This window comes from Saccharothrix deserti (assembly GCF_009769385.1).
Lineage (GTDB): Bacteria > Actinomycetota > Actinomycetes > Mycobacteriales > Pseudonocardiaceae > Actinosynnema > Actinosynnema deserti.
Genome location: NZ_VKAB01000042.1, coordinates 41,605 through 59,388 on the forward strand (window position 1 = coordinate 41,605; position 17,784 = coordinate 59,388).

General features: G+C 69.0%; 14 protein-coding genes and 3 pseudogenes. 5 read left to right on the forward strand and 12 right to left on the reverse strand.

Going from position 1 to position 17,784, the window contains the following annotated elements:
- The first annotated feature begins 94 nt into the window (after nt 1-94).
- Complete coding sequence (locus FM051_RS50180) at nt 95-361, forward strand: hypothetical protein (RefSeq protein WP_162470792.1); 267 nt, start codon at nt 95-97, stop codon at nt 359-361.
- Here FM051_RS50180 and FM051_RS41320 read toward each other — a convergent pair.
- Nucleotides 328-1,368 (reverse strand): NAD(P)-dependent alcohol dehydrogenase, encoded by a 1,041-nt coding sequence (locus tag FM051_RS41320; RefSeq protein WP_158852562.1) that lies wholly within the window; start codon nt 1,366-1,368, stop codon nt 328-330. The genes FM051_RS50180 and FM051_RS41320 overlap by 34 nt on opposite strands.
- A 178-nt stretch (nt 1,369-1,546) precedes the next feature.
- Here FM051_RS41320 and FM051_RS41325 point away from each other — a divergent pair, with 178 nt between their 5' ends.
- Complete coding sequence (locus FM051_RS41325) at nt 1,547-2,458, forward strand: helix-turn-helix transcriptional regulator (RefSeq protein WP_158852563.1); 912 nt, start codon at nt 1,547-1,549, stop codon at nt 2,456-2,458.
- 118 nt (nt 2,459-2,576) lie between these two features.
- Here the strand turns inward: FM051_RS41325 and FM051_RS54185 are convergent, their stop codons facing one another.
- The 5 genes from FM051_RS54185 to FM051_RS41345 all read right to left on the reverse strand — a co-directional run bounded on the left by FM051_RS54185 (nt 2,577) and on the right by FM051_RS41345 (nt 5,494).
- Complete coding sequence (locus tag FM051_RS54185; protein ID WP_420803657.1) at nt 2,577-2,756, reverse strand: zinc-binding dehydrogenase; 180 nt, start codon at nt 2,754-2,756, stop codon at nt 2,577-2,579.
- Between the two features lie 256 nt (nt 2,757-3,012).
- Nucleotides 3,013-3,495 (reverse strand): alcohol dehydrogenase catalytic domain-containing protein, encoded by a 483-nt coding sequence (locus tag FM051_RS52445; protein ID WP_238413016.1) that lies wholly within the window; start codon nt 3,493-3,495, stop codon nt 3,013-3,015.
- Nucleotides 3,496-3,626: 131 nt separating this feature from the next.
- Nucleotides 3,627-4,307: an SDR family NAD(P)-dependent oxidoreductase gene (locus FM051_RS41335; RefSeq protein ID WP_158852564.1), complete on the reverse strand. Its 681-nt coding sequence runs from the start codon at nt 4,305-4,307 to the stop codon at nt 3,627-3,629.
- Nucleotides 4,308-4,346: 39 nt separating this feature from the next.
- Nucleotides 4,347-4,787 (reverse strand): nuclear transport factor 2 family protein, encoded by a 441-nt coding sequence (locus tag FM051_RS41340; protein ID WP_158852565.1) that lies wholly within the window; start codon nt 4,785-4,787, stop codon nt 4,347-4,349.
- A complete protein-coding gene (locus FM051_RS41345) occupies nt 4,784-5,494 on the reverse strand; it encodes a dioxygenase family protein (protein WP_158852566.1) in 711 nt (236 codons plus the stop codon). Before FM051_RS41345 ends, FM051_RS41340 begins: the two co-directional genes overlap by 4 nt.
- Nucleotides 5,495-5,611: 117 nt before the next feature.
- Here FM051_RS41345 and FM051_RS41350 point away from each other — a divergent pair, with 117 nt between their 5' ends.
- A complete protein-coding gene (locus FM051_RS41350; protein ID WP_158852567.1) occupies nt 5,612-6,295 on the forward strand; it encodes a TetR/AcrR family transcriptional regulator in 684 nt (227 codons plus the stop codon).
- A gap of 433 nt (nt 6,296-6,728) precedes the next feature.
- Here FM051_RS41350 and FM051_RS54190 read toward each other — a convergent pair.
- From FM051_RS54190 to FM051_RS41375, 5 genes and pseudogenes are all read right to left on the reverse strand, one after another.
- Nucleotides 6,729-7,753 (reverse strand): annotated as a pseudogene (locus tag FM051_RS54190) (LLM class flavin-dependent oxidoreductase).
- A gap of 286 nt (nt 7,754-8,039) precedes the next feature.
- Nucleotides 8,040-9,674 (reverse strand): annotated as a pseudogene (locus FM051_RS54195) (xanthine dehydrogenase family protein molybdopterin-binding subunit); the annotation flags it as partial.
- The gene (locus FM051_RS41365) at nt 9,671-10,651 is read right to left on the reverse strand and encodes an FAD binding domain-containing protein (protein ID WP_158852568.1); all 981 of its coding nucleotides are present in this window, start codon (nt 10,649-10,651) and stop codon (nt 9,671-9,673) included. The pseudogene FM051_RS54195 and the gene FM051_RS41365, both read right to left, overlap by 4 nt.
- Before the next feature lie 6 nt (nt 10,652-10,657).
- Nucleotides 10,658-11,311 (reverse strand): (2Fe-2S)-binding protein, encoded by a 654-nt coding sequence (locus FM051_RS41370; protein WP_238413019.1) that lies wholly within the window; start codon nt 11,309-11,311, stop codon nt 10,658-10,660.
- Between the two features lie 566 nt (nt 11,312-11,877).
- A complete protein-coding gene (locus FM051_RS41375; RefSeq protein WP_158852569.1) occupies nt 11,878-12,972 on the reverse strand; it encodes an SGNH/GDSL hydrolase family protein in 1,095 nt (364 codons plus the stop codon).
- A gap of 1,416 nt (nt 12,973-14,388) precedes the next feature.
- Here FM051_RS41375 and FM051_RS50995 point away from each other — a divergent pair.
- Together FM051_RS50995 and FM051_RS41385 are read left to right on the forward strand one after the other, a co-directional pair.
- Nucleotides 14,389-15,699 (forward strand): RICIN domain-containing protein, encoded by a 1,311-nt coding sequence (locus FM051_RS50995; protein ID WP_202919288.1) that lies wholly within the window; start codon nt 14,389-14,391, stop codon nt 15,697-15,699.
- A gap of 177 nt (nt 15,700-15,876) precedes the next feature.
- Nucleotides 15,877-17,316 carry an RICIN domain-containing protein gene (locus FM051_RS41385; RefSeq protein WP_238413020.1) on the forward strand — a complete coding sequence of 480 codons (1,440 nt, stop codon included), beginning with the start codon at nt 15,877-15,879 and terminating at the stop codon, nt 17,314-17,316.
- 93 nt (nt 17,317-17,409) lie between these two features.
- Here the strand turns inward: FM051_RS41385 and FM051_RS41390 are convergent.
- Nucleotides 17,410-17,772: pseudogene (locus FM051_RS41390) on the reverse strand (IS110 family transposase); the annotation flags it as partial.
- Nucleotides 17,773-17,784: the final 12 nt, after the last annotated feature.

The window sequence follows — 17,784 nt, forward strand, 5'->3', positions numbered from 1 at the left end:
CAGCAGGCGAGTTCGCGGATGAAGAGGCGTTCGGCGGCTGGTCAGGGGACATCGATAGGCGTAGCCGTGACCCCGGTGTTCGGGCAGGACGCCGATGAAGCCGATACACGGGCCGTGGGGGGCGTGGGCCGGGATGTGGATGTCCCTGTCGGCGCGGTTCGCCGAGAGCATCGAGTGGTGGCGCGGCGCGCACCCGGACGTGCTCGACGACGCGGACGTCGCACGTCTTGTCCCAGCGGTCGAGCGGCACATCACCGAGGCCGAACCGGCCTTCTCCCGGCTGCTCAATTGGTCCGATCAACGGATCGGGTCAGTCTGTCAGAGCGCTCAGATCGTCGCCGCGTCGATCACGAACCGGTAGCGCACGTCGCTGCTGAGCACCCGCTCGTACGCCTCGTTGATCTCGGAGGCGGTGATCAGCTCGATCTCCGCGCCGATCCCGTGCTCCGCGCAGAAGTCGAGCATCTCCTGGGTCTCGCGGATGCCGCCGATGCCGGAGCCGGCGAGGGTCTTGCGGCCGGCCAGCAGCGAGAACAGGTTGAGACTGACCGGCTCCTCGGGGGCGCCGACGTTCACCAGGGCGCCGTCCGTCTTGAGCAGGGAAAGGTAGGAGTCCAGGCCCAGCGGGGCCGACACCGTGGAGAGGATGAGGTCGAAGGTGCCGCTCAGCTCCTGGAAGGTCTTCGGGTCGCTGGTGGCGTAGTAGTGGTCGGCGCCCAGCTTCAGGCCGTCGTCCTGCTTGCGCAGGGACTGGGAGAGGACCGTGACCTCCGCGCCGAGGGCGTGTGCGAGCTGGACACCCATGTGGCCGAGGCCGCCCATACCGACGACGGCGACCTTCTTGCCGGGGCCCGCGTTCCAGTGGCGCAGCGGGGAGTACGTGGTGATGCCGGCGCACAGCAGCGGCGCGGCGACGTCCAGGGACAGGCCGTCGGGGATGCGGACGACGTAGTTCTCGTCGACGACGATCTTCTCGGCGTAGCCGCCGTATGTGGGCTCGCCGTCCTTGTCGAGGGCGTTGTACGTGGGCACCATGCCGCCCGTGCAGTACTGCTCCAGACCCGCCTTGCAGTTCTCGCACTCGCGGCAGGAGTCGACCAGGCAGCCGACGCCCACGCGGTCGCCGACCTTGTACTTCGTGACACCGGGGCCGACCTCGGAGACGACACCGGCGATCTCGTGGCCGGGGACCATCGGGAAGACGGCCTCGCCCCAGCCCTCGCGGACCTGGTGGATGTCGGAGTGACAGATGCCCGCGAACTTGATGTCGATCAGCACGTCGAACTCGCGGACCGCGCGGCGCTCGATGGTGGTGCGCTCCAAGGGGGCCTTGGCGGCGGAAGCGGCGTATGCGGCAACAGCGGTCATGAAGGGGTTCTCCTCGGAAAGGGTGTGTGCCCGGCTGCCTTCTGTCCATCCGTCCGGGCACGTTGCACAGCTTGCCGCGCGGATCACCGTCCACCCAGGTCACGGCTTTGCGTACGTCCACTGGTCCTACTACTGGCGGGGACAGGGTGCTGGGCGTAGGACCGTTGATACTGGAGATATGGACGAACCGGTGGAGGAACAGCCCGGCGGCGGCTCACCGGACCGGCGCGCCGAGCTCAGCGAGTTCCTGCGCACCCGGCGGGCCCGGCTGAAGCCCGAGGACGTGGGGCTGCCGGACTTCGGGCGGCACCGCAGGGTGCCCGGGCTGCGCCGGGAGGAGCTGGCGCAGCTGGCGGGCGTCTCGGTGGCGTACTACACGCGGCTGGAGCAGGGCAACGGGCACAACGTCTCGGCGGAGGTCCTCGACTCCATCGCCCGCGCGCTGAGGCTGACCGACGCCGAGCACACGCACCTCACCCGCCTGGCCAAGCCCAAGCAGCACAAGAAGAAGCCGGCCGCGCGGACCGAGCAGGTGCGCGGGTCGGTACGGCAGCTGCTGGACTTGATCGAGGTCCCGGCGTACGTCTTGGGGCGCCGGTCGGACATCCTCGCCTGGAACCGGATGGCGGCGGCGCTCTTCGGGGACTGGTCGGAGCTGCCGCCGCAGGAGCGGAACTGGGCCCGGATGGTGTTCTTGAAGCCGGAGTACCGGGAGATGTTCATGCCGTGGGAGCAGAAGGCCACCGACATGGTGGCCTATCTACGCATGGACGCCGGTTGCCACCCCGACGACCCCCGCCTGTCCGCCCTCGTCGGGGAACTCTCCGTCAAGAGCGAGGAGTTCAGACGCCTGTGGGCCACCCACGACGTCAAGGAGAAGAACTACGGCGTCAAACAGCTGCGCCACCCGCTGGTCGGCGACCTGACCCTGAACTTCGAGACGTTCCCCCTCGCCGACGGCACGGAGCAGCTCCTCATCACCTACCACGCCGAACCGGGCTCCCCCTCCGCCGAGGCCCTGCGCCTGCTGGCGAGCTGGGGGGCGGACGCGACGCGGGCGGGCAAGGGGTCGGCAGCCCCTCAGGTGTGATCAGTCGCCGACGCCCAGGTCCTCCCGCATCAGCCGCCGCATCGCCGACAGCCGGGGCTTCTGGGCAGACGAATCCGTGGACGCCGCGGAACCCTCCGGGTCGGTTGTACCGCGTCCGTTACCGCACTTTCAGGACGGTCTTACCCAGAGCGTGGCCGGCTTCGACCGCGGCAAGAGCCGTCGCTGCCTCAGCGAAGGGCACGGCCTTTGTGACGTGGGGGTCGAGCGCACTGGATTCGACGAGTCCAGCGAGGGGGGGAGAGCACCTCCCCGCTCTGCACCACTTGGAAGTAGCCACCGCCGAGTTCGGACGCTGTCGTCGGATCTACAGCGGTAATGATCCTGGACTTGTCCCCGACGAGACCCGCGACGGCGTACAGGGCCTCGCCGCCGACCAGATCGAAGATGGCGTCCACGCCGTTCGGGGCGACCGCGGCAACCCGGTCGGCCACTCCTTCTCCGTAGGCGACGTGGGTGGCTCCGAGGGAGGAAACGAACTCCGCCTTACCCGGGCCGGCGGTGCCGACCACGGTGACGCCCCGGCCGCGGGCGATCTATACGGCGGCAACACCGATACCACCACCGGCCCCGTTCACCAGCAGGGTGGCATCGGGCTTGAGGTTCAGTCGGCCTGTGCCCTGGTGGGCGGTGGCCGCCGACACCGACAGGCTCGCGGCGTCCGTGAACGACACGGCGGCCGGCTTGTGTGCTGCGGCCTGGGCCGGCAGCAGCGCGTATTCGGCGTAGCCGCCGACCAACGGCAGAGCCCCGAAGACCTCGTCTCCGATCCCGACCCCCTCGACCCCGTCGCCGATCTCTTCGACGACACCGGAGACCTCCGTACCCAAGACTGCCGGGAGCGTCAGAGGAAGAACCTCCCGCAGGCAACCGGCGCGCAGCTTCCAGTCCACCGGGTTCACCCCGGCCGCGTGCACCGCGACCAGAAGCTGACCCGGTCCGGGAACGGGCCTGGGCAGGTCGACAAAGGTCTGCGTCTCGGGACCGCCGTACTCGGTGAAGACGTATGCCTTGGGCATGGCTCCTCGTTCGCTCGATTTCGGAATATTCGAGTGGCTGGAAAGACGAGGGCTCGGTCGTTGTCCACGACGCGGTATCGCTGGGTGGGGCGAGGTGCAGGCCCCTCTCGGGAGCGGGGTGGGCCGGCCGGTCAGACGTTGAAGACGGCCTCGGAGCGGTCGCGGTTTTCGTGCAGGTCCCAGTACAGGGGGGCGATCTGCTCGGGCGTGGCCGTCGGGATGCCCTCCGGGCCGCCCCTGCCGATCCAGACGTTGATCGCCATGTGGGCGGCGTACACGCCGCTGCCTGTCAGCTCCTTGTTCAGGTTGATCACCCAGTTGCGCAGAGCGGCGCCGGCCGCGTTGACGTTGCCGAACATCGGCACCGGGTCCACGGAGCCACCGCCGGTGGTGAACAGCGGGGTCCCGGCGCCGGCCTCCCGCATGGCGGGCAGTACCGCCTGGGCGGCCGTGACGGCGCCGTAGAAGTTGTACTCGATCTGCGGCTGCAGGTTGTCCACCGTGACCTCCGACGGTGCGGCCGTGGTGAAGCCGGGCACCGGGGAATGTGGGGCCGGCGAGTACTCCAGTACGTCGATGCCGCCGAAGCGTGTGGCGGCATCCTTGAGTGCCTGGGTGAGCGAGTCACGGTCGAGCACGTCCGCGGTGAACGCCGCGGCGGTGATGCCATCCCCCTTCAACTGGCCGACCAGGTCGTCGAGCTTGGTGCGGTTATGGGAGACAAGGGCGACGTCGAAGCCCCGGGTGCCGAACGTGCGGGCGATGGCCAGGCCCATACCGGGGCCGGCTCCGACGATGGCGATGGTGGGCACGGCAATCCTTTCAACTTCGCTTGGGAACCAGGGGGTTTGTCAGCCGGCGGCTGGGGCGAGAAGTTCGTCGGCGATGCGCCTGGCGATCTTCCAGCGGCCGTCGTGCACCGTGTAGCGGTCGGTCACTTGGACGATGTGGCCCGCGTTCGCGGCCGGGTAGCGGGCCGGGCCTACACCGGCGGTGGGGCCGGCGTAGGCGGTCAGGCAGGAACTGCCGTGGGCGTAGGTGTCTGTGATGGTGTGGAAGGGCAGGTTGGTGACGAGGTGGCGCACGGTCAGCTCGGGTCCGGGACGGGCGTCGAGTGCCGCCTTGATCTCGGCGTGGCCGTGCAGTGCCCGGCCACGGACCTGGTAGACCGCGTCCGGGGTGAACAGCGCCAGGACCTCGTCGTACTCACGGCGGTCGTAGTGGTGGATGAACGCGGTGTTCAGTCGAGCCAGACTCCAGGCGACCGCGTCTTCGATGTTGCCGGTGGTCATGCCGTCTCCTGTGGACGGACGGCGGCGGTCTCGGGGCTGGTGCGGGTCTTGAGGACGAAGTGGATCTCGTAGTGGATGTGGGCCGACCGGTAGAGACTGCGGCCCAGCGCCGCGGCAGCCGCCGCTACGGCCTCGACCGCCTCGCTCGGCGCGTTGGAGTAGGGCACCGGGGTGACGGTGGTGAACGCGTAACGACATTCGGCGTCGGTGCGCTGGCGGCCGCGCAGGTTGTCCTTCGGCTGGCCGTCGTCCCAGATGCCGGAGTAGATGCCGTCGTTGGAGGCGTGGTAGATCACCAGCTCCGCGCCCGCCAGCGGGCGACCGTGCCCGTCCAGGACGCGGCCGGACGCGATCAACGGGACGCCCGGCTCGTCCGGGCGCATCGGCAGCCGGCCCGGGTTGTCGATCAGCGGTGAGCCGGGGATGTAGGTCGGGCTGTCGACGTCCTCGGAGATCGTGTAGCCGTCGCCGCCGCCCTGGAAGACCTCGCTGAACAGCGGCATCGCGCACAGGGACAGCGGCACACCGGTGGCGTCGCGCAGTTGCGTCAGCAGCGTGGTGACCGTGTGCAGGTCGTCGAACGTGAGGCCGTGCTCGTCACGCAGGCGCGCGAGGGCGTCCTTGAACGCCTCCACCAGACGCACCGCACGAGGGTTGATCAGGGCCGGGTCGACGGTCTCCCACGGAGCAGGGGTCGTTGAGGTCATGCCGAAGATCCCTTCCGAGATTCCAAGGGGAACCAACAAGTGGAACGGCCTTCCCGTTTCTATGTCACCACCGTAGCAGAAAAGCGGGAAGGACGGTCCACTTAGTAGAGTGCCGGTATGACACCGCCCGAAGCGCCAGGTCAGCAGTCCGAAACCGCCCTGCGTGCGGACGCCGAGCGCAACCGCGAACGCATCCTGGCCGCCGCCCGCCGCCTGTACGCCACCGAAGGGCTCGGGGTGTCGATGGCCTCGGTGGCGCGCGAGGCCGGTGTCGGCAAAGCCACCCTGTCCCGCCGCTTCGCCACCCGCGAGGACCTGATCAACGCGGTCTTCGCCGACCGCATGGACGGCTACGCCACCGCCACCGCCGAGGCGCTGGCCGACCCCGATCCCTGGCACGGCTTCACCCGCTACATCGAGGCCGTCTGCGCGATGCAGGCCGCCGACCGCGGCTTCGCCGACGTCCTCGTGATGACCTTCCCCACCGCCGAGGCCCTCGAAGCCCGACGCGCCGAGTCCTACCAGGGCTTCCTGGAACTCATCACCCGCGCCAAGACCACCGGACACCTCCGCGCCGACTTCGTCGCCGAGGACCTCGTCGTCCTGCTCATGGCCAACGCCGGCGTCATCGCCGCCACCGGCCACGACGCACCCGAGACCTGGCGCCGGCTCGTCGGACAGATGCTCCGCGCCTACGCCACGCCCGACGCCCCACTCCCCCCGTTGCCGGAAGCACCCCCGCCCACCGACCTGGACCGCGCCATGACCCGCTTCGGACGGCCCGCCACGAACGAGCTGTGAGGCGTCACCTCGCTGCCCCGGGGAGGCGGTCGGCCGGGAACGGCGTGCCATCGGCGTCGGGCAGCGTCAGCCGAGAAGGCTGCCACCGGTGGCGTCGATGAACGCCCCGGTGATCCAACGGGCTTGGTCGGAGGCGAGGAACGCCACGATGTCGGCGACGTCCTCGGATGGTTCCGGTCGCGGGTTTGTTGGCGGGGTTGGTGATTCGCGCGATCGTCCAGTCCAGTCCAGTCCAGTCCAGGCCGGAGTCGGTGACGGCCTGGGTCATGCCGCGGAGGTCGCGGAGGGCGTTGGAAAACATCAGGTTCGCGAGGACGGGCAGTACTCGTGCCTTGAGGGTGGGCTGGTCGCGGGGGTCGGGCACGCTGGGGTGGCCAGTCCGACGAAACGGCGTACGTCAGCGGCCTGCATGGCGATGACCTTTCTGCGTGGATCAGGCGGTGGTGGCGCGGACGGCGGGGGCGATTTCTTCGGCGTAGCGGTGGATGGAGTCGGAGACGGCGGCGCGGGGCAGGCCGCCCCAGTCGATCTGGCCGAGGAACCGGTCCAAGCCGAGGGTTTGGTGGGCGTCGAGGATCTTCTCGATGAGCTGTTCGCTGGAGCCGATCATGATGGCGTTGCCGCGCCGGGTTCCGGCGTCGAACTGGGCCTGGTCGACCACGAACCCGCGCCCGCCGGGGGTCTTGGGACGCAGGTACTCGTGGTAGTACGGGAAGGTCCGCCGAGCGTCCTCGGGGGTGGCGGCGGCGTAGAAGTGGGTGGAGATGCCGACTCGCAGCTTGTCGGGGTGACCGGCGCGCTCGCCGGCGGCGCGGTAGATGTCGACCGCGTGGCGGGCGTGGGACAGGGGGCCGCCGATGTAGCCGAGGACCATGGGCAGGCCGAGCCGGCCGGCCCGTTCGGCGCTGTCCGGGAGCCGCCCACCCCGAGCCAGACCGGCAGCGGCTGCTGGACCGCGCGCGGGGTGACGGGGGCGTGGTGCAGTGGTGGGCGGAACTTGCCGGACCAGGTGACGTGGTCGTCCTCGCGCAGTCGCAGGAGCAGGTCGAGCTTCTCGCTGAACACGGCGTCGTAGTCGGCGAGGTCGACACCGAAGATGTCGAAGGGTTCGGTGAAGGCACTGCGACCGGCGGTGATCTCGGCGCGACCGCCGGAGAGCAGGTCGAGGGTGGCGAAGTCCTGGTAGACCCGGACCGGGTCGAGCACCGGCAGCACGGTCACCCCGCTGGTGAGCCGGATCCTGCTCGTGCGAGCGGCGGCCGCGGCCAGCACCACCGCCGGTGAGGACACCGCGAAGTCGAGGGTGTGGTGCTCGCCGAGGGCGAAAACGTCCAGGCCGGTCCGGTCGGCCAGGGTGGCGTACCCCACGATCTCCTCGACCCGCTGCTGGTAGGGGAACGGCCGGCCGGTCGCCGGGTCGGTCTGGATGTCGCTGAGCGAGATCACGCCGAGCTCCATGAGGTGCTCCCTGCTGGATCTGAGTGTTGGGGGGCGGGGTCACTCCCCTGCGGCTCTGACCCCGCCTCGTGGGCTCAGGCGGTCGTGATGACCAGCTTGCCGAGCGCGCCGCCGGTGAACGCCGCGAAGGCGGCCGGCGCCTGGTCGAGCTGATAGGTGTACTGCAGGTGCACCCGGCTGGTCCCGTCGACGTGCCGGCCGACAGCACGATCGAGGGTGGCCGCGTCGGGGTTGGCCCAGATGGCGATGACGGTGTGGTCTCCCCGCGCGTGGGGTCGTTCTTCACCCTCATGCGGCCGTCCCGGACGATGACGTCCTCGGGCTTGACCCCGTGCAGAGGCGACCGTTCGTCGGTGACAGCGAGGGTGATGGCCTGTTGTCGGAGCTGGTCGCAGGCGTTCTGGACGGCGGAGCCGACGCTGGCCATGGTTTGCGAGCCGCCGTGCGGCGGAACCTGGGGCATGGTGGAGTCGCCGAGTTCGAACCGCACGGTGTTCATGGGCATGCCCAGCGCGTCGGCGGCGATCTGGGTCATGGAGGTGTAGGTGCCCGGCCCCATGTCGCCGGCCCCTGCCTGGAGCAGTGCGGTGCCTTCGGCGGTCAGCCGCGCGTAGGCCCGCGCCGCGCCCCGCAGCGTGTGGTAGGCGCCGGCGGCCATGCCGATGCCGATGAGCCGGTCACCGTCGACCGTGGAGCGCGGTTCGGGTTTGCGCTTGTGCCAGCCGAACTCGCGGGCGCCGACCGCAAGGCACTCGCGCAGCCGCCGCGTCGAGAAGGGCAGCCCGCTGGCCGGGTCGTCGTCGGGTTCGTTGCGCAGCCGCAGCTCGATCGGATCGACACCCAGTTCATGGGCGAGTTCGTCGAGCGCCGACTCGATGGCGTAGGCGGCGGTGGAGTAGCCGGGCCCGCGCATCCACGTGGGGGTGTTCACGTCCAACGGCACGTTCCGGAACGTCTGGCTGACGTTGGGCGTCTCGTAGAGCATCTGCCCGAGGGCCTGGATGCCTTCGCCATGCCGCTCGTAGCGTGAGGTCTCGAACCTCGCGTCGTGGGTCATGGCGCTGAGCCGGCCCTGCCGGTCGCCGCCGAGACGCACGCCGTACTCGTAGGTGGGCCGGTATCCCACGCCGAAGTACAGCTGCCGGCGGGTCAGCACCACTTTGACCGGGCGTTCGGTCACGCGCGCGGCGAGCGCCGCGACGGTGGTGTGCGGCCAGCACCGCAGGCCGTTGCCGAACGCGCCACCGATGAACGGGCAGATGACCCGCACCGCCTCTACCGGGATGTCGAACACGGCGGCGAGTTCGCCCTGCGTGCCGACCAGGTACTGGGTCTTGTCCCACACGGTCAGCCGATCGCCGTCCCAGCGGGCGATGGTGGCGTGCGGCTCCAGGGCGTTGTGGTGGTTGCGGGCGGCCCGGTAGGTCATCTCCAGCCGAACCTCGGCCGAACCCAGCGCGCCCTCCGCGTCCCCCCGCGCGTAGGTGAAGGGCTCGTTGGTCGGGGCGCCGGTCAAGTCGAGGGTCGGCGGCCGGCTGTCGTAGGCGACGTCGACCAGGCTCGCGGCGTGCTGCGCGGCCTCCAGGGTCTCCGCGACCACGACCGCGACCGGTTGACCGAAGAAGTGGACCTGGTCGTCCTGCAAGACGTGCAGCCGCTCGCCCTGGGGGACGAGGAAGTTGCGGTAGGGGCGGTACGGCAGCCTGGGCGCGTTGCCGTGCGTGATCACCGTCAGCACGCCGGGCTGCGCGAGGGCGGGTCCGGTGTCGATACCGGTGATCCGCCCGGCTCCGACGGTGCTCGCGACGATCACCCCGTAGGCGACGCCGTCGACGTGGTGGTCGGCGGCGTAGGGCGCCTGTCCGGTCACCTTCAGCTTTCCGTCCACACGGGACAGGGGCGCCCCGACGGCCTGGTTCACTTGTTGCCTCCCACGACGCGCAGCTGGCGTTCCACGGTGTGTTTGAGCAAGTCCACCTTGAATCCGTTGTGCTCCAGCGGCTGAGCCCCGTCCGCCGCCCGTTCGGCCGCCTCGGCCCACAGCTTCGCCGACGGTCGGTTGCCCACCAGGTGCTGCTCCACGGCGGACAGCTTCCAGGGCACCGTGCCCACCCCGCCCGCGGCGACCCTCGCCGTGCGGATCACTCCACCGCGGATGTCGAGCGCGACCGCCGCGGAGACCAGGGCGAACTCGTAGCTCTGCCGGTCGCGCACCTTCAGGTACCCGGATCGCGACGTGCGCGGAAGCCCCGGGACCTCCACGAAGGTGATCAGCTCACCGGGGCGCAGGGCCTGTTCCCGATCCGGTGTGTTCCCCGGCCGGAGCAGGAAGTCGGCGAAGGCCACCCGGCGTTCCCCTGCCGGTCCTGCCAGGTGCACGGTCGCCTCCAGCGCGGTCAAGGCCACGGCGAGGTCCGAGGGATGGGTGGCCACGCAGTGCTCCGAGCCGCCGAGGATCGCGTGCGTGCGGTTGTACCCGCCCAACGCCGCACACCCCGAACCCGGCCGGCGCTTGTTGCAGGGTGCGGAAACATCCCGGAAGTACGTGCACCTGGTGCGCTGCATGATGTTGCCACCGATCGTGGCCATGTTCCGCAGTTGCGCGGAAGCGCTCAGCTCCAGTGCCTCGGCGATGACCGGGTAAGCGGCGCGCACCGTCCGGTTGACGGCGGCGTCGGCCATCCGCACCAGCGCGCCGATCCGCACACCGCCGCCGTCCGTGACCCGGACGTCCCGCATCGGCAGAGCGCTGATGTCGACCAGCGCGCCAGGACGTTCGACGGTCTCCCTCATCAGGTCGACCAGCGTGGTCCCGCCGGCGATGAAGCGACCACCCCGTTGCCCTGCCGCGAGCGCTTCGCGCACGGTCGAGACCTTGGTGCAGGAGAAGGGGAACATGCCGCGTCACCGCCCCTGTGCAGCGGCTTGCTGGACCGCCCTGACGATCTTCACGTAGCAGCCGCAGCGGCAGAGGTTCCCGCTCATCCACTCGCGGATCTCCTCCGCCGAGCGGGGTGTGGCCCTCACGGATGCAGGCGACGCCCGACATGATCTGGCCGGCGTGCAGAAGCCGCACTGGAACGCGTCCTGGTCGATGAAAGCCTGCTGCAACGGGTGCAACTTGTCGCCCGCGAGCCCTTCGACCGTGGTGACCTCGGCGCCCTCCAAGCGGACGGCCAGCGTCAGGCAGGCGTTGGCCCGGCGGCCGTCGACCAACACCGTGCACGCCCCGCAGGCGCCGGCATCGCACCCCTTCTTGGTCCCGGCCAGCCCGAGGTGTTCGCGCAGCAGGTCCAGCAGCGACGTCCGGTTGTCGAGCGTCACGGTCTGCCGGGCGCCGTTGACGGTCAACGAGACGCGACCGCCCGGTCCCGCGGTGGCTGCCGCGGACTCGGCGGCAGTCGCCGAGTCGGCGGTGCCGAGCAACGACGGCGCGACGACCGCACCGCTCGCCGCGACACCGGTGGTCGCGATGAACGCGCGCCGGGACAACGTCGACGACGTTGACGGGGTGCGTGTGGTGGGAGGAACACCGGAATCGGGAAGTTCAGTAGGCATGCGTGCTTCTCAATTCGATGAAGGCCAGTGGCGTCATCAGAACGCTACGTCCACCCCCGACCATTGTGAGGGGGCCTGTCCGCAATCGAGTTATCAGGGCCTCCCACGCCGACCGGAATACCGGTAACATTGTTTGGCTGGACGCCACACTCATGCCCTCACAGCAATCTGACGACAGGACTGCTACAGGCAATTGCCGGCGGCAACGTCCACGGCTGTGCCGCTCGAAAAGTCGTCCTCGCTGGTGGAGCAGTACAGACGCCCGCTTGAGAGCATGCTCTGGTGATCGAAGGACTCCGAACATTCCGGTTCTGGTTCGCGGTCACCGCAGATTCGTGGCCCCAAAGCGGGACCACACCGCGCGTCGACGCACCGGACGCCCACCAACCCGAGCTGCGATCAAAGTGGATGAGAGCAAATGCCGGGCACCGCCGACAGGACGCCGGGTGTCCCGGCCAACGACGGGTTGGCGTCGGAGCACGTGGGCAGGTCTCCGGGTCGGAGGTGGTCGCCGGACGACAGCGACCACCTCCGTCCGCACCGCCGCGGACGGAGGTGTCATCCGGTCAGCGCAGGGCCCACTGCTGGTTCGCCTGGCCGCTGCACGACCAGAGGATCAGCTTGGTGCCGTTGGTCGTTCCGTGGCCGGAGGCGTCCAGGCACAGGTTCGACTGGACGCCGGTGATGGCGCCGTTCGAGCTCACGTTCCACTGCTGGTTGGTCTGGCCGTTGCAGTCCCAGACGACCACCTTCGTGTCGTTGGCGGTGCCCTTGCCGTACGCGTCGAGGCACTTGCCGCCGGACATCAACTGCTTGCCGGACGTATAGGTCCACGACTGGCTCGACTGGCCGTTGCAGTCCCACAGCTGGACCTGCGTGCCGTTCGTGGTGTTCCCGTTCGGCACGTCCACGCAGCGGCCCGAGTCCGCACCGACGATCTGCCGACCCGACGGAGCGGTCGGGTCGCCGATCGATCCCGGAACGGACCGCAGCGCCGAGTACCACGTGGCGGCCATCTTGTCGTAGCCGGTGGCGGTCGGGTGGATGCCGTCGGCCAGGTCGGCCGTTGTCAACGCGGCGTGCATGTCCACCAGGCGCACGCGCTTGCCCGCGTTGACCTTGCTCTGCACGATGCCGGGAATCGCGGCGTTGTACGTGCGGACGGCGGACTCCTGCCCGGAGTTGGACAGCGGGGTGATCGTCGCGACGAACACGTCGGCGTTCGGCACCGTCGCGGTGATGCGGTCGACGAGCGCCGACAGGCGGGCCGGCGCGTTGGCGAGATCGCGGTTCTGGATGACGTCATTGGTGCCGATGTGCAGCAGCACCGTGCGCGGGGTCGTGTTCCGCAGCCAGGTGACGACGTTCGCGTCGATCTGGTCGATGCGCCAGCCGGAGTGGCCCTGGTGGTCGTGGTCCCCGAGCGAAGCCGGACCGTTGAACTGCGAGCCGACGAAGTCCACCCGGTAATTGCCCGACCCCAACCGCTGCCACAGCCCGATCCGGTAACCACCGGGGACGTTGAACCCGTCGGTGATCGAATCACCCAACGGCATCACGCGCACCCCGCCGTTCGATTCGGCAACCGCGGGTCCGGTCGACGACACCGCCCCGGCGACCAGGGCCGCGACGGCGACCAGCGATCTGACGAGTGTCCGCATTGCTTCTCCTCCGTGATCAGGGTTTCAGAATCGATCCCCTACTGGTCCGTCCGGCCGCTGCAGTCCCCCCGTCGGCCGCCCGGTCCGGCCGTTGTGGCATCGGTCGAACCGGTGTTCCACTTGACCTCACCGGCCGAGGTCCCTGTACAGATACGCGCTGCCGGCGCTCTGGTTGCCCAAGGGTGCGCCTCGGCTCCGGGTAGTCGTACGGCCGGTGGCTGTTGCCGCCACCGCCGCTGACCGCGCCGACGCCGTCAAGTGCCCGGCCGGCACCTCAGCCGTCGACGGTCACGGTCGTGGCGGCGTGCCCCAGGTCCGCCTACGCAGTGCGTGCCCCACGCCACGGCCGATCGCGCTGTCGCGCCAAGCGCGTTGCCGGTGCCGCAGCAGTCGCCGTGGTTGGCCTCAGTGAGACAGTCGCATGTGGAGGTCGCTGCTGCGGCTTCGTAGCGGGCCGCCGTCGCGATGGGACCTCCGGGGCGTTCGGTCAGCCCCCGGTGATGAGGCGGTCGAGTGCCGATCATCACCGCGGGGGGGACGGCGAGATCGTCCGCCTGGTCCACGAACAGGGCCACCGCGGTGCCGTTGTGGATGGGGTGACTCCGTCTTACTTGGGTGCGGCCACCGTGATCTCCGACAGCACCGGGACGATCCGGCGATAGCCGTACCGTGCGGTGGCGACCTGCGTGTCGATGTGTTCGATTCCTTATTCGACACGGATTCGACCTTCCTTCGAAAGGCCAACAGGTGACATGGCAGCCGACATCGCCACGACTGGGGCCGACGGTCTAGAAGAAGCGGTGTTGCGGAGCTCGCGGAAAGCGCTTACCTGTCGTACCATAGAGCGGGCCTGACGAGACCGTCAAGCTGCCACCTGACCCTTCTCCCCTGATGGCGTGCCAGGCACGAGAAGTAGCCGGGTCCAGGTTGTACGCCCGGCGGTCGTCGACATGATCGTCACAGACCACAAGTCCGACGCGGTCCGTTAGCGATAACAGAGATAGCGAAACGCATCGACAATCCACCAGGCGTGCATTGCCCGTAGTCCAGAATTCACTCTTGAGCGGGCAGGCCACGTCCTGTTAGCGTCCGCACAGAACGGTGGCGCCCGTCACACCGCCAAACAGTGCCCCTCCTCGACAGGGCCGCTGCACCGCTTCCCGGGCTCAGCCGCCGCCTGCGCCGACCACGTCGGCGGACACACGAGTGGAGACGCCGATGTCGACCGCCCAGTGCCGCGCACACCCACCACGATCCTCGTGTTCCCGATGTCGCCCGACGGCCCTGGAGCGGTGCGACTTCCAGCGCTAGCCGCAGCCGCGCGACAGCTCTGCCGAAACCACACAGTGCCCTGCCCGGCGGTCGCCTCGTCCCAGGCCGACTTTCGCCGGCACTTCACCTGCGAGGAGATCATCCGTGAACAGACAGCTGAAGGTCAGACGCTGGCTGGCCCGACTCAGCCTCGTGGCGCTCACCGCCGCCGGCACTGCGGTGGCCGTCGCATCACCCGCACAAGCCGCCCCCGGCTACGTCTACACCACGTTCAAGGGAGACGCCGCTGCCGACCAGGAGCTCTGGGTCTACTCATCGGCCAACGGCACGAACTTCAGCGTGCTGGCCGACACCAACTACCGCGGCCCGTCCGGCGTGCTGCGCGACCCCAGCATCATCCAGCACAACGGGCTCTACTACATCGCCCACACCGTCCAGTCATGGACCACGAACTCAACACACTTCAACATCGCCTCCAGCCCCGACCTGGTCAACTGGACGCACGTGACCAGCGTCAACTCCGGCGTCGCCAACACGCGATTCACGTGGGCGCCCGAGTTCTACGTCGAGGGCGGCACCATCCGGATCATCGTGAGCATCTCCCAGACGACGTGCTCCAACTGCTTTCGTCCCTACATCTTCACCGCCCAGAACAGTTCGCTGACCTCCTGGAGCGGGCCGGTGCAGATGGGTGGCCTCGGCTACAACTACATCGACACCTACGTGGTGAAGTCGGGCAGCACCTACCACGCCTTCACCAAGAACGAAACCTCCAAGTACATCGAGCACTGGACCAGCACGAGCCTCACCAGCGGGTGGAGCAACCAGGGCCAGTTGTGGAGCTCGGGCTACGAGGGACCGGCCGTGTTGCGGATGAGCGACGGCTCCTGGCGCATCTGGATCGACAAGTACACCAACGGCGGCATCTGGACGGCCACCAGCTCGAACCTGAACTCCTGGTCGGGCCTGAGCCAGATCACGTGCCCCGGTTGCCGCCACGGCACGATCCTGCCGGTAGCCGACGTGCCCGGCTCGGCGCCGGCTTACCGCGTGACCAACCGCAACAGCGGCAAGGTGATGGACGTCGTGTCGGCCTCCACCGCGAACAACGCCGAGATCAAGCAGTGGACCTGGAACGGCGGCGGCAACCAGAAGTGGGAGTTCCAGGACGCCGGCAGCGGCTACTTCCGCATCGTCAACCAGAACAGCGGCAAGTGCCTGGACGTGCCGAGCAGCTCAACCGCGGACGGGGCCAACATCATCCAGTACACCTGCGGCAGCGGCACGAACCAGCAATGGCAGTGGCAGGCCACCGGAAGCTACTTCCGGATCGTCGCACGGCACAGCGGCAAGTGCCTCGACGTCGTCAACTCCGGTACCGGCGACGGCGCCGACATCCAGCAGTACACCTGCGGCAGCGGCAACAACCAGCAGTGGAGCCGCACCCAGGTCTGAGTCCGACCGGCAAGTCGAGCGCCGTCGCAGCACCCACGGGCCTCTCCGCGTCGTCGCAGGCCGGCGACGCCACTCGCACCCAGCACAGTTCTAGTGATTGGACATGTGATGAGATTGATCATGGCGTCCGGTGGTCACCCATCAGGACCACCGCGAAGCACTCGGCCGTTACGCCGGTTGCTGATCACCCTTGCGGTGGCCGCGTTCACCGCGGTGGCGAGCCTCGTCGTCGTCGCGTCGCCGGCCCAGGCCGCCACCAGCCAATTCCGCGGCATGAACTGGGCCGTGCTGGGTGACAACTTCAGCACCGGCACGCTCGTCGTGCAGGGCCTGAGCCAGTCCGACAGCAACGCGACGGTACGGGCCAAGGCCAACGCCCTCTACGACGACATGGCCGCCACCCTGGGGGTCAACACCGTCCGGCTGCCCATCAACACCCACACCGTGGCCAACACGACCTGGTGGAACGCGTACCGCGGCGCCATCGACGCCGCCACCGAGCGTGGGTTCAAGGTCATCCTCGCCTACTGGGAGGACGGCGCCGCCTCCGGCGGCAGGATCACGAACCTCGCCGCGTGGAACACGATGTGGTCCAGCGTGACCAACACGTACGGCTCGAACAACAACGTCTACTTCGAGCCGATGAACGAGCCGCACGGCTACTCGTCGGCGGACTGGCGCAACGTCGCCGCGAACTGGCTCAGCTACCACACCTCGGCGGTGCCCGGCCGGGTCCTCATCGGCGGCACCGGCTACAGCCAGGACCTGCGCGACATCTGCAACGACAGCCGCTTCAACTCGACGCTGCTGTCCTTCCACCACTACGCCTTCTTCTACAGCCCGATGACCTACGACGCCTTCCGGAGCCACATCCAGACGCGTCTGGGCAACTGCGCCTCCCGCGCGGTCGCGACCGAGTTCGGCGCGCCGATGTCCACCGGCCTCAACTACGGCGACGCGAACAGCACCGAGAACTTCGTGCGCTACATCCGCGCCATCGCACAGGTCATGCGCGACAACCAGATGGGCGGCACCTACTGGCCCGCCCTCGGCGGCAAGCCGGGCACCATCGGTTATGACTGGTACTCGATGTACGCCCTCAGCGGCAGCGGCACCGATCTCAACCTGACCATCCGCAACGCCTCCGGCGCCGACCGGCTCCGGTACGCCTGGGGCGACGGCTCCACGAACCCGCCGCCCACGGCCTACCGGATCGACGTGCGCCACAGCGGCAAGGCCATGGGCCTCCCCCAGGCGACCACCGACAACGGTGCGCGCGTCGGCCAGTACACCTACGGCGGCAACGCGTGGCAGCAGTGGCAGTTCCAGGACGCCGGCAGCGGCTACTGGCGCATCGTCAGCCGCCACAGCGGAAAGTGCCTCGACGTGGTGGGCGCTTCCACCGCCGACGGTGCCGAGATCGTCCAGTACACCTGTGGCACCGGCACCAACCAGCAGTTCCAGATGGTCGCCAACGGCAGCCACTTCCAGCTCCGGGCACGACACAGCAACAAATGCGTGGACGTACCGGCCGCATCGACCGCGGACGGCGTGATCCTCAAGCAGTATCCGTGCAACACCGGCACCAACCAGCAGTGGTCGCGCACCGCCGTCTGACGGCCGTCTCGACATGACCGCGGATCCGCGGTACGGCCCTCACTCCCCCGGTGCCGAGCTCGTGCTCGGTGCCGGGGGTGTCCTATGTGGTTGTCAAGCCGCAGCCGGGGCGGGAGCGGTCTCGGGGTCCCGGTAGTAGGTCTTGTTGCGGAGCATGGCGAACAGGACGTCGCAGCGGCGCCGCGCCAGGCAGATCAGCGCGGCGTTGTGCTTCTTCCCCTCATCGCGTTTCCGCTGGCAATAGGCCCTGCTGGTGGAATCGGACAAGGCTGCGAACGCAGCCAGGAAGAACGCTCGTTTGAGCTTGCGGTTGCCGGTGCGGGCCGGGTGCTCGCCCTTGATCGAGGAGCCCGAGCTGCGGGTGCGCCAGCGTTGACGGTCCAGCAGCTCGACGGCCACAGCAGACGCGAAGCCCGCCGTCTCCGGCGGGCTTCGCGCTGGGGCTCTGGCACCGAGTTCGGCCGGTCG

Excerpts from the sequence above, each read along its gene's own strand:
- FM051_RS50180 (WP_162470792.1), top strand. The coding sequence starts at position 95 with ATGAAGCCGATACACGGGCCGTGGGGGGCGTGGGCCGGGATGTGGATG.
- FM051_RS41320 (WP_158852562.1), bottom strand. The coding sequence starts at position 1,368 with ATGACCGCTGTTGCCGCATACGCCGCTTCCGCCGCCAAGGCCCCCTTG.
- FM051_RS41325 (WP_158852563.1), top strand. The coding sequence starts at position 1,547 with ATGGACGAACCGGTGGAGGAACAGCCCGGCGGCGGCTCACCGGACCGG.
- FM051_RS52445 (WP_238413016.1), bottom strand. The coding sequence starts at position 3,495 with ATGCCCAAGGCATACGTCTTCACCGAGTACGGCGGTCCCGAGACGCAG.
- FM051_RS41340 (WP_158852565.1), bottom strand. The coding sequence starts at position 4,787 with ATGACCACCGGCAACATCGAAGACGCGGTCGCCTGGAGTCTGGCTCGA.
- FM051_RS41345 (WP_158852566.1), bottom strand. The coding sequence starts at position 5,494 with ATGACCTCAACGACCCCTGCTCCGTGGGAGACCGTCGACCCGGCCCTG.
- FM051_RS41350 (WP_158852567.1), top strand. The coding sequence starts at position 5,612 with ATGACACCGCCCGAAGCGCCAGGTCAGCAGTCCGAAACCGCCCTGCGT.
- FM051_RS41365 (WP_158852568.1), bottom strand. The coding sequence starts at position 10,651 with ATGTTCCCCTTCTCCTGCACCAAGGTCTCGACCGTGCGCGAAGCGCTC.
- FM051_RS41370 (WP_238413019.1), bottom strand. The coding sequence starts at position 11,311 with ATGCCTACTGAACTTCCCGATTCCGGTGTTCCTCCCACCACACGCACC.
- FM051_RS41375 (WP_158852569.1), bottom strand. The coding sequence starts at position 12,972 with ATGCGGACACTCGTCAGATCGCTGGTCGCCGTCGCGGCCCTGGTCGCC.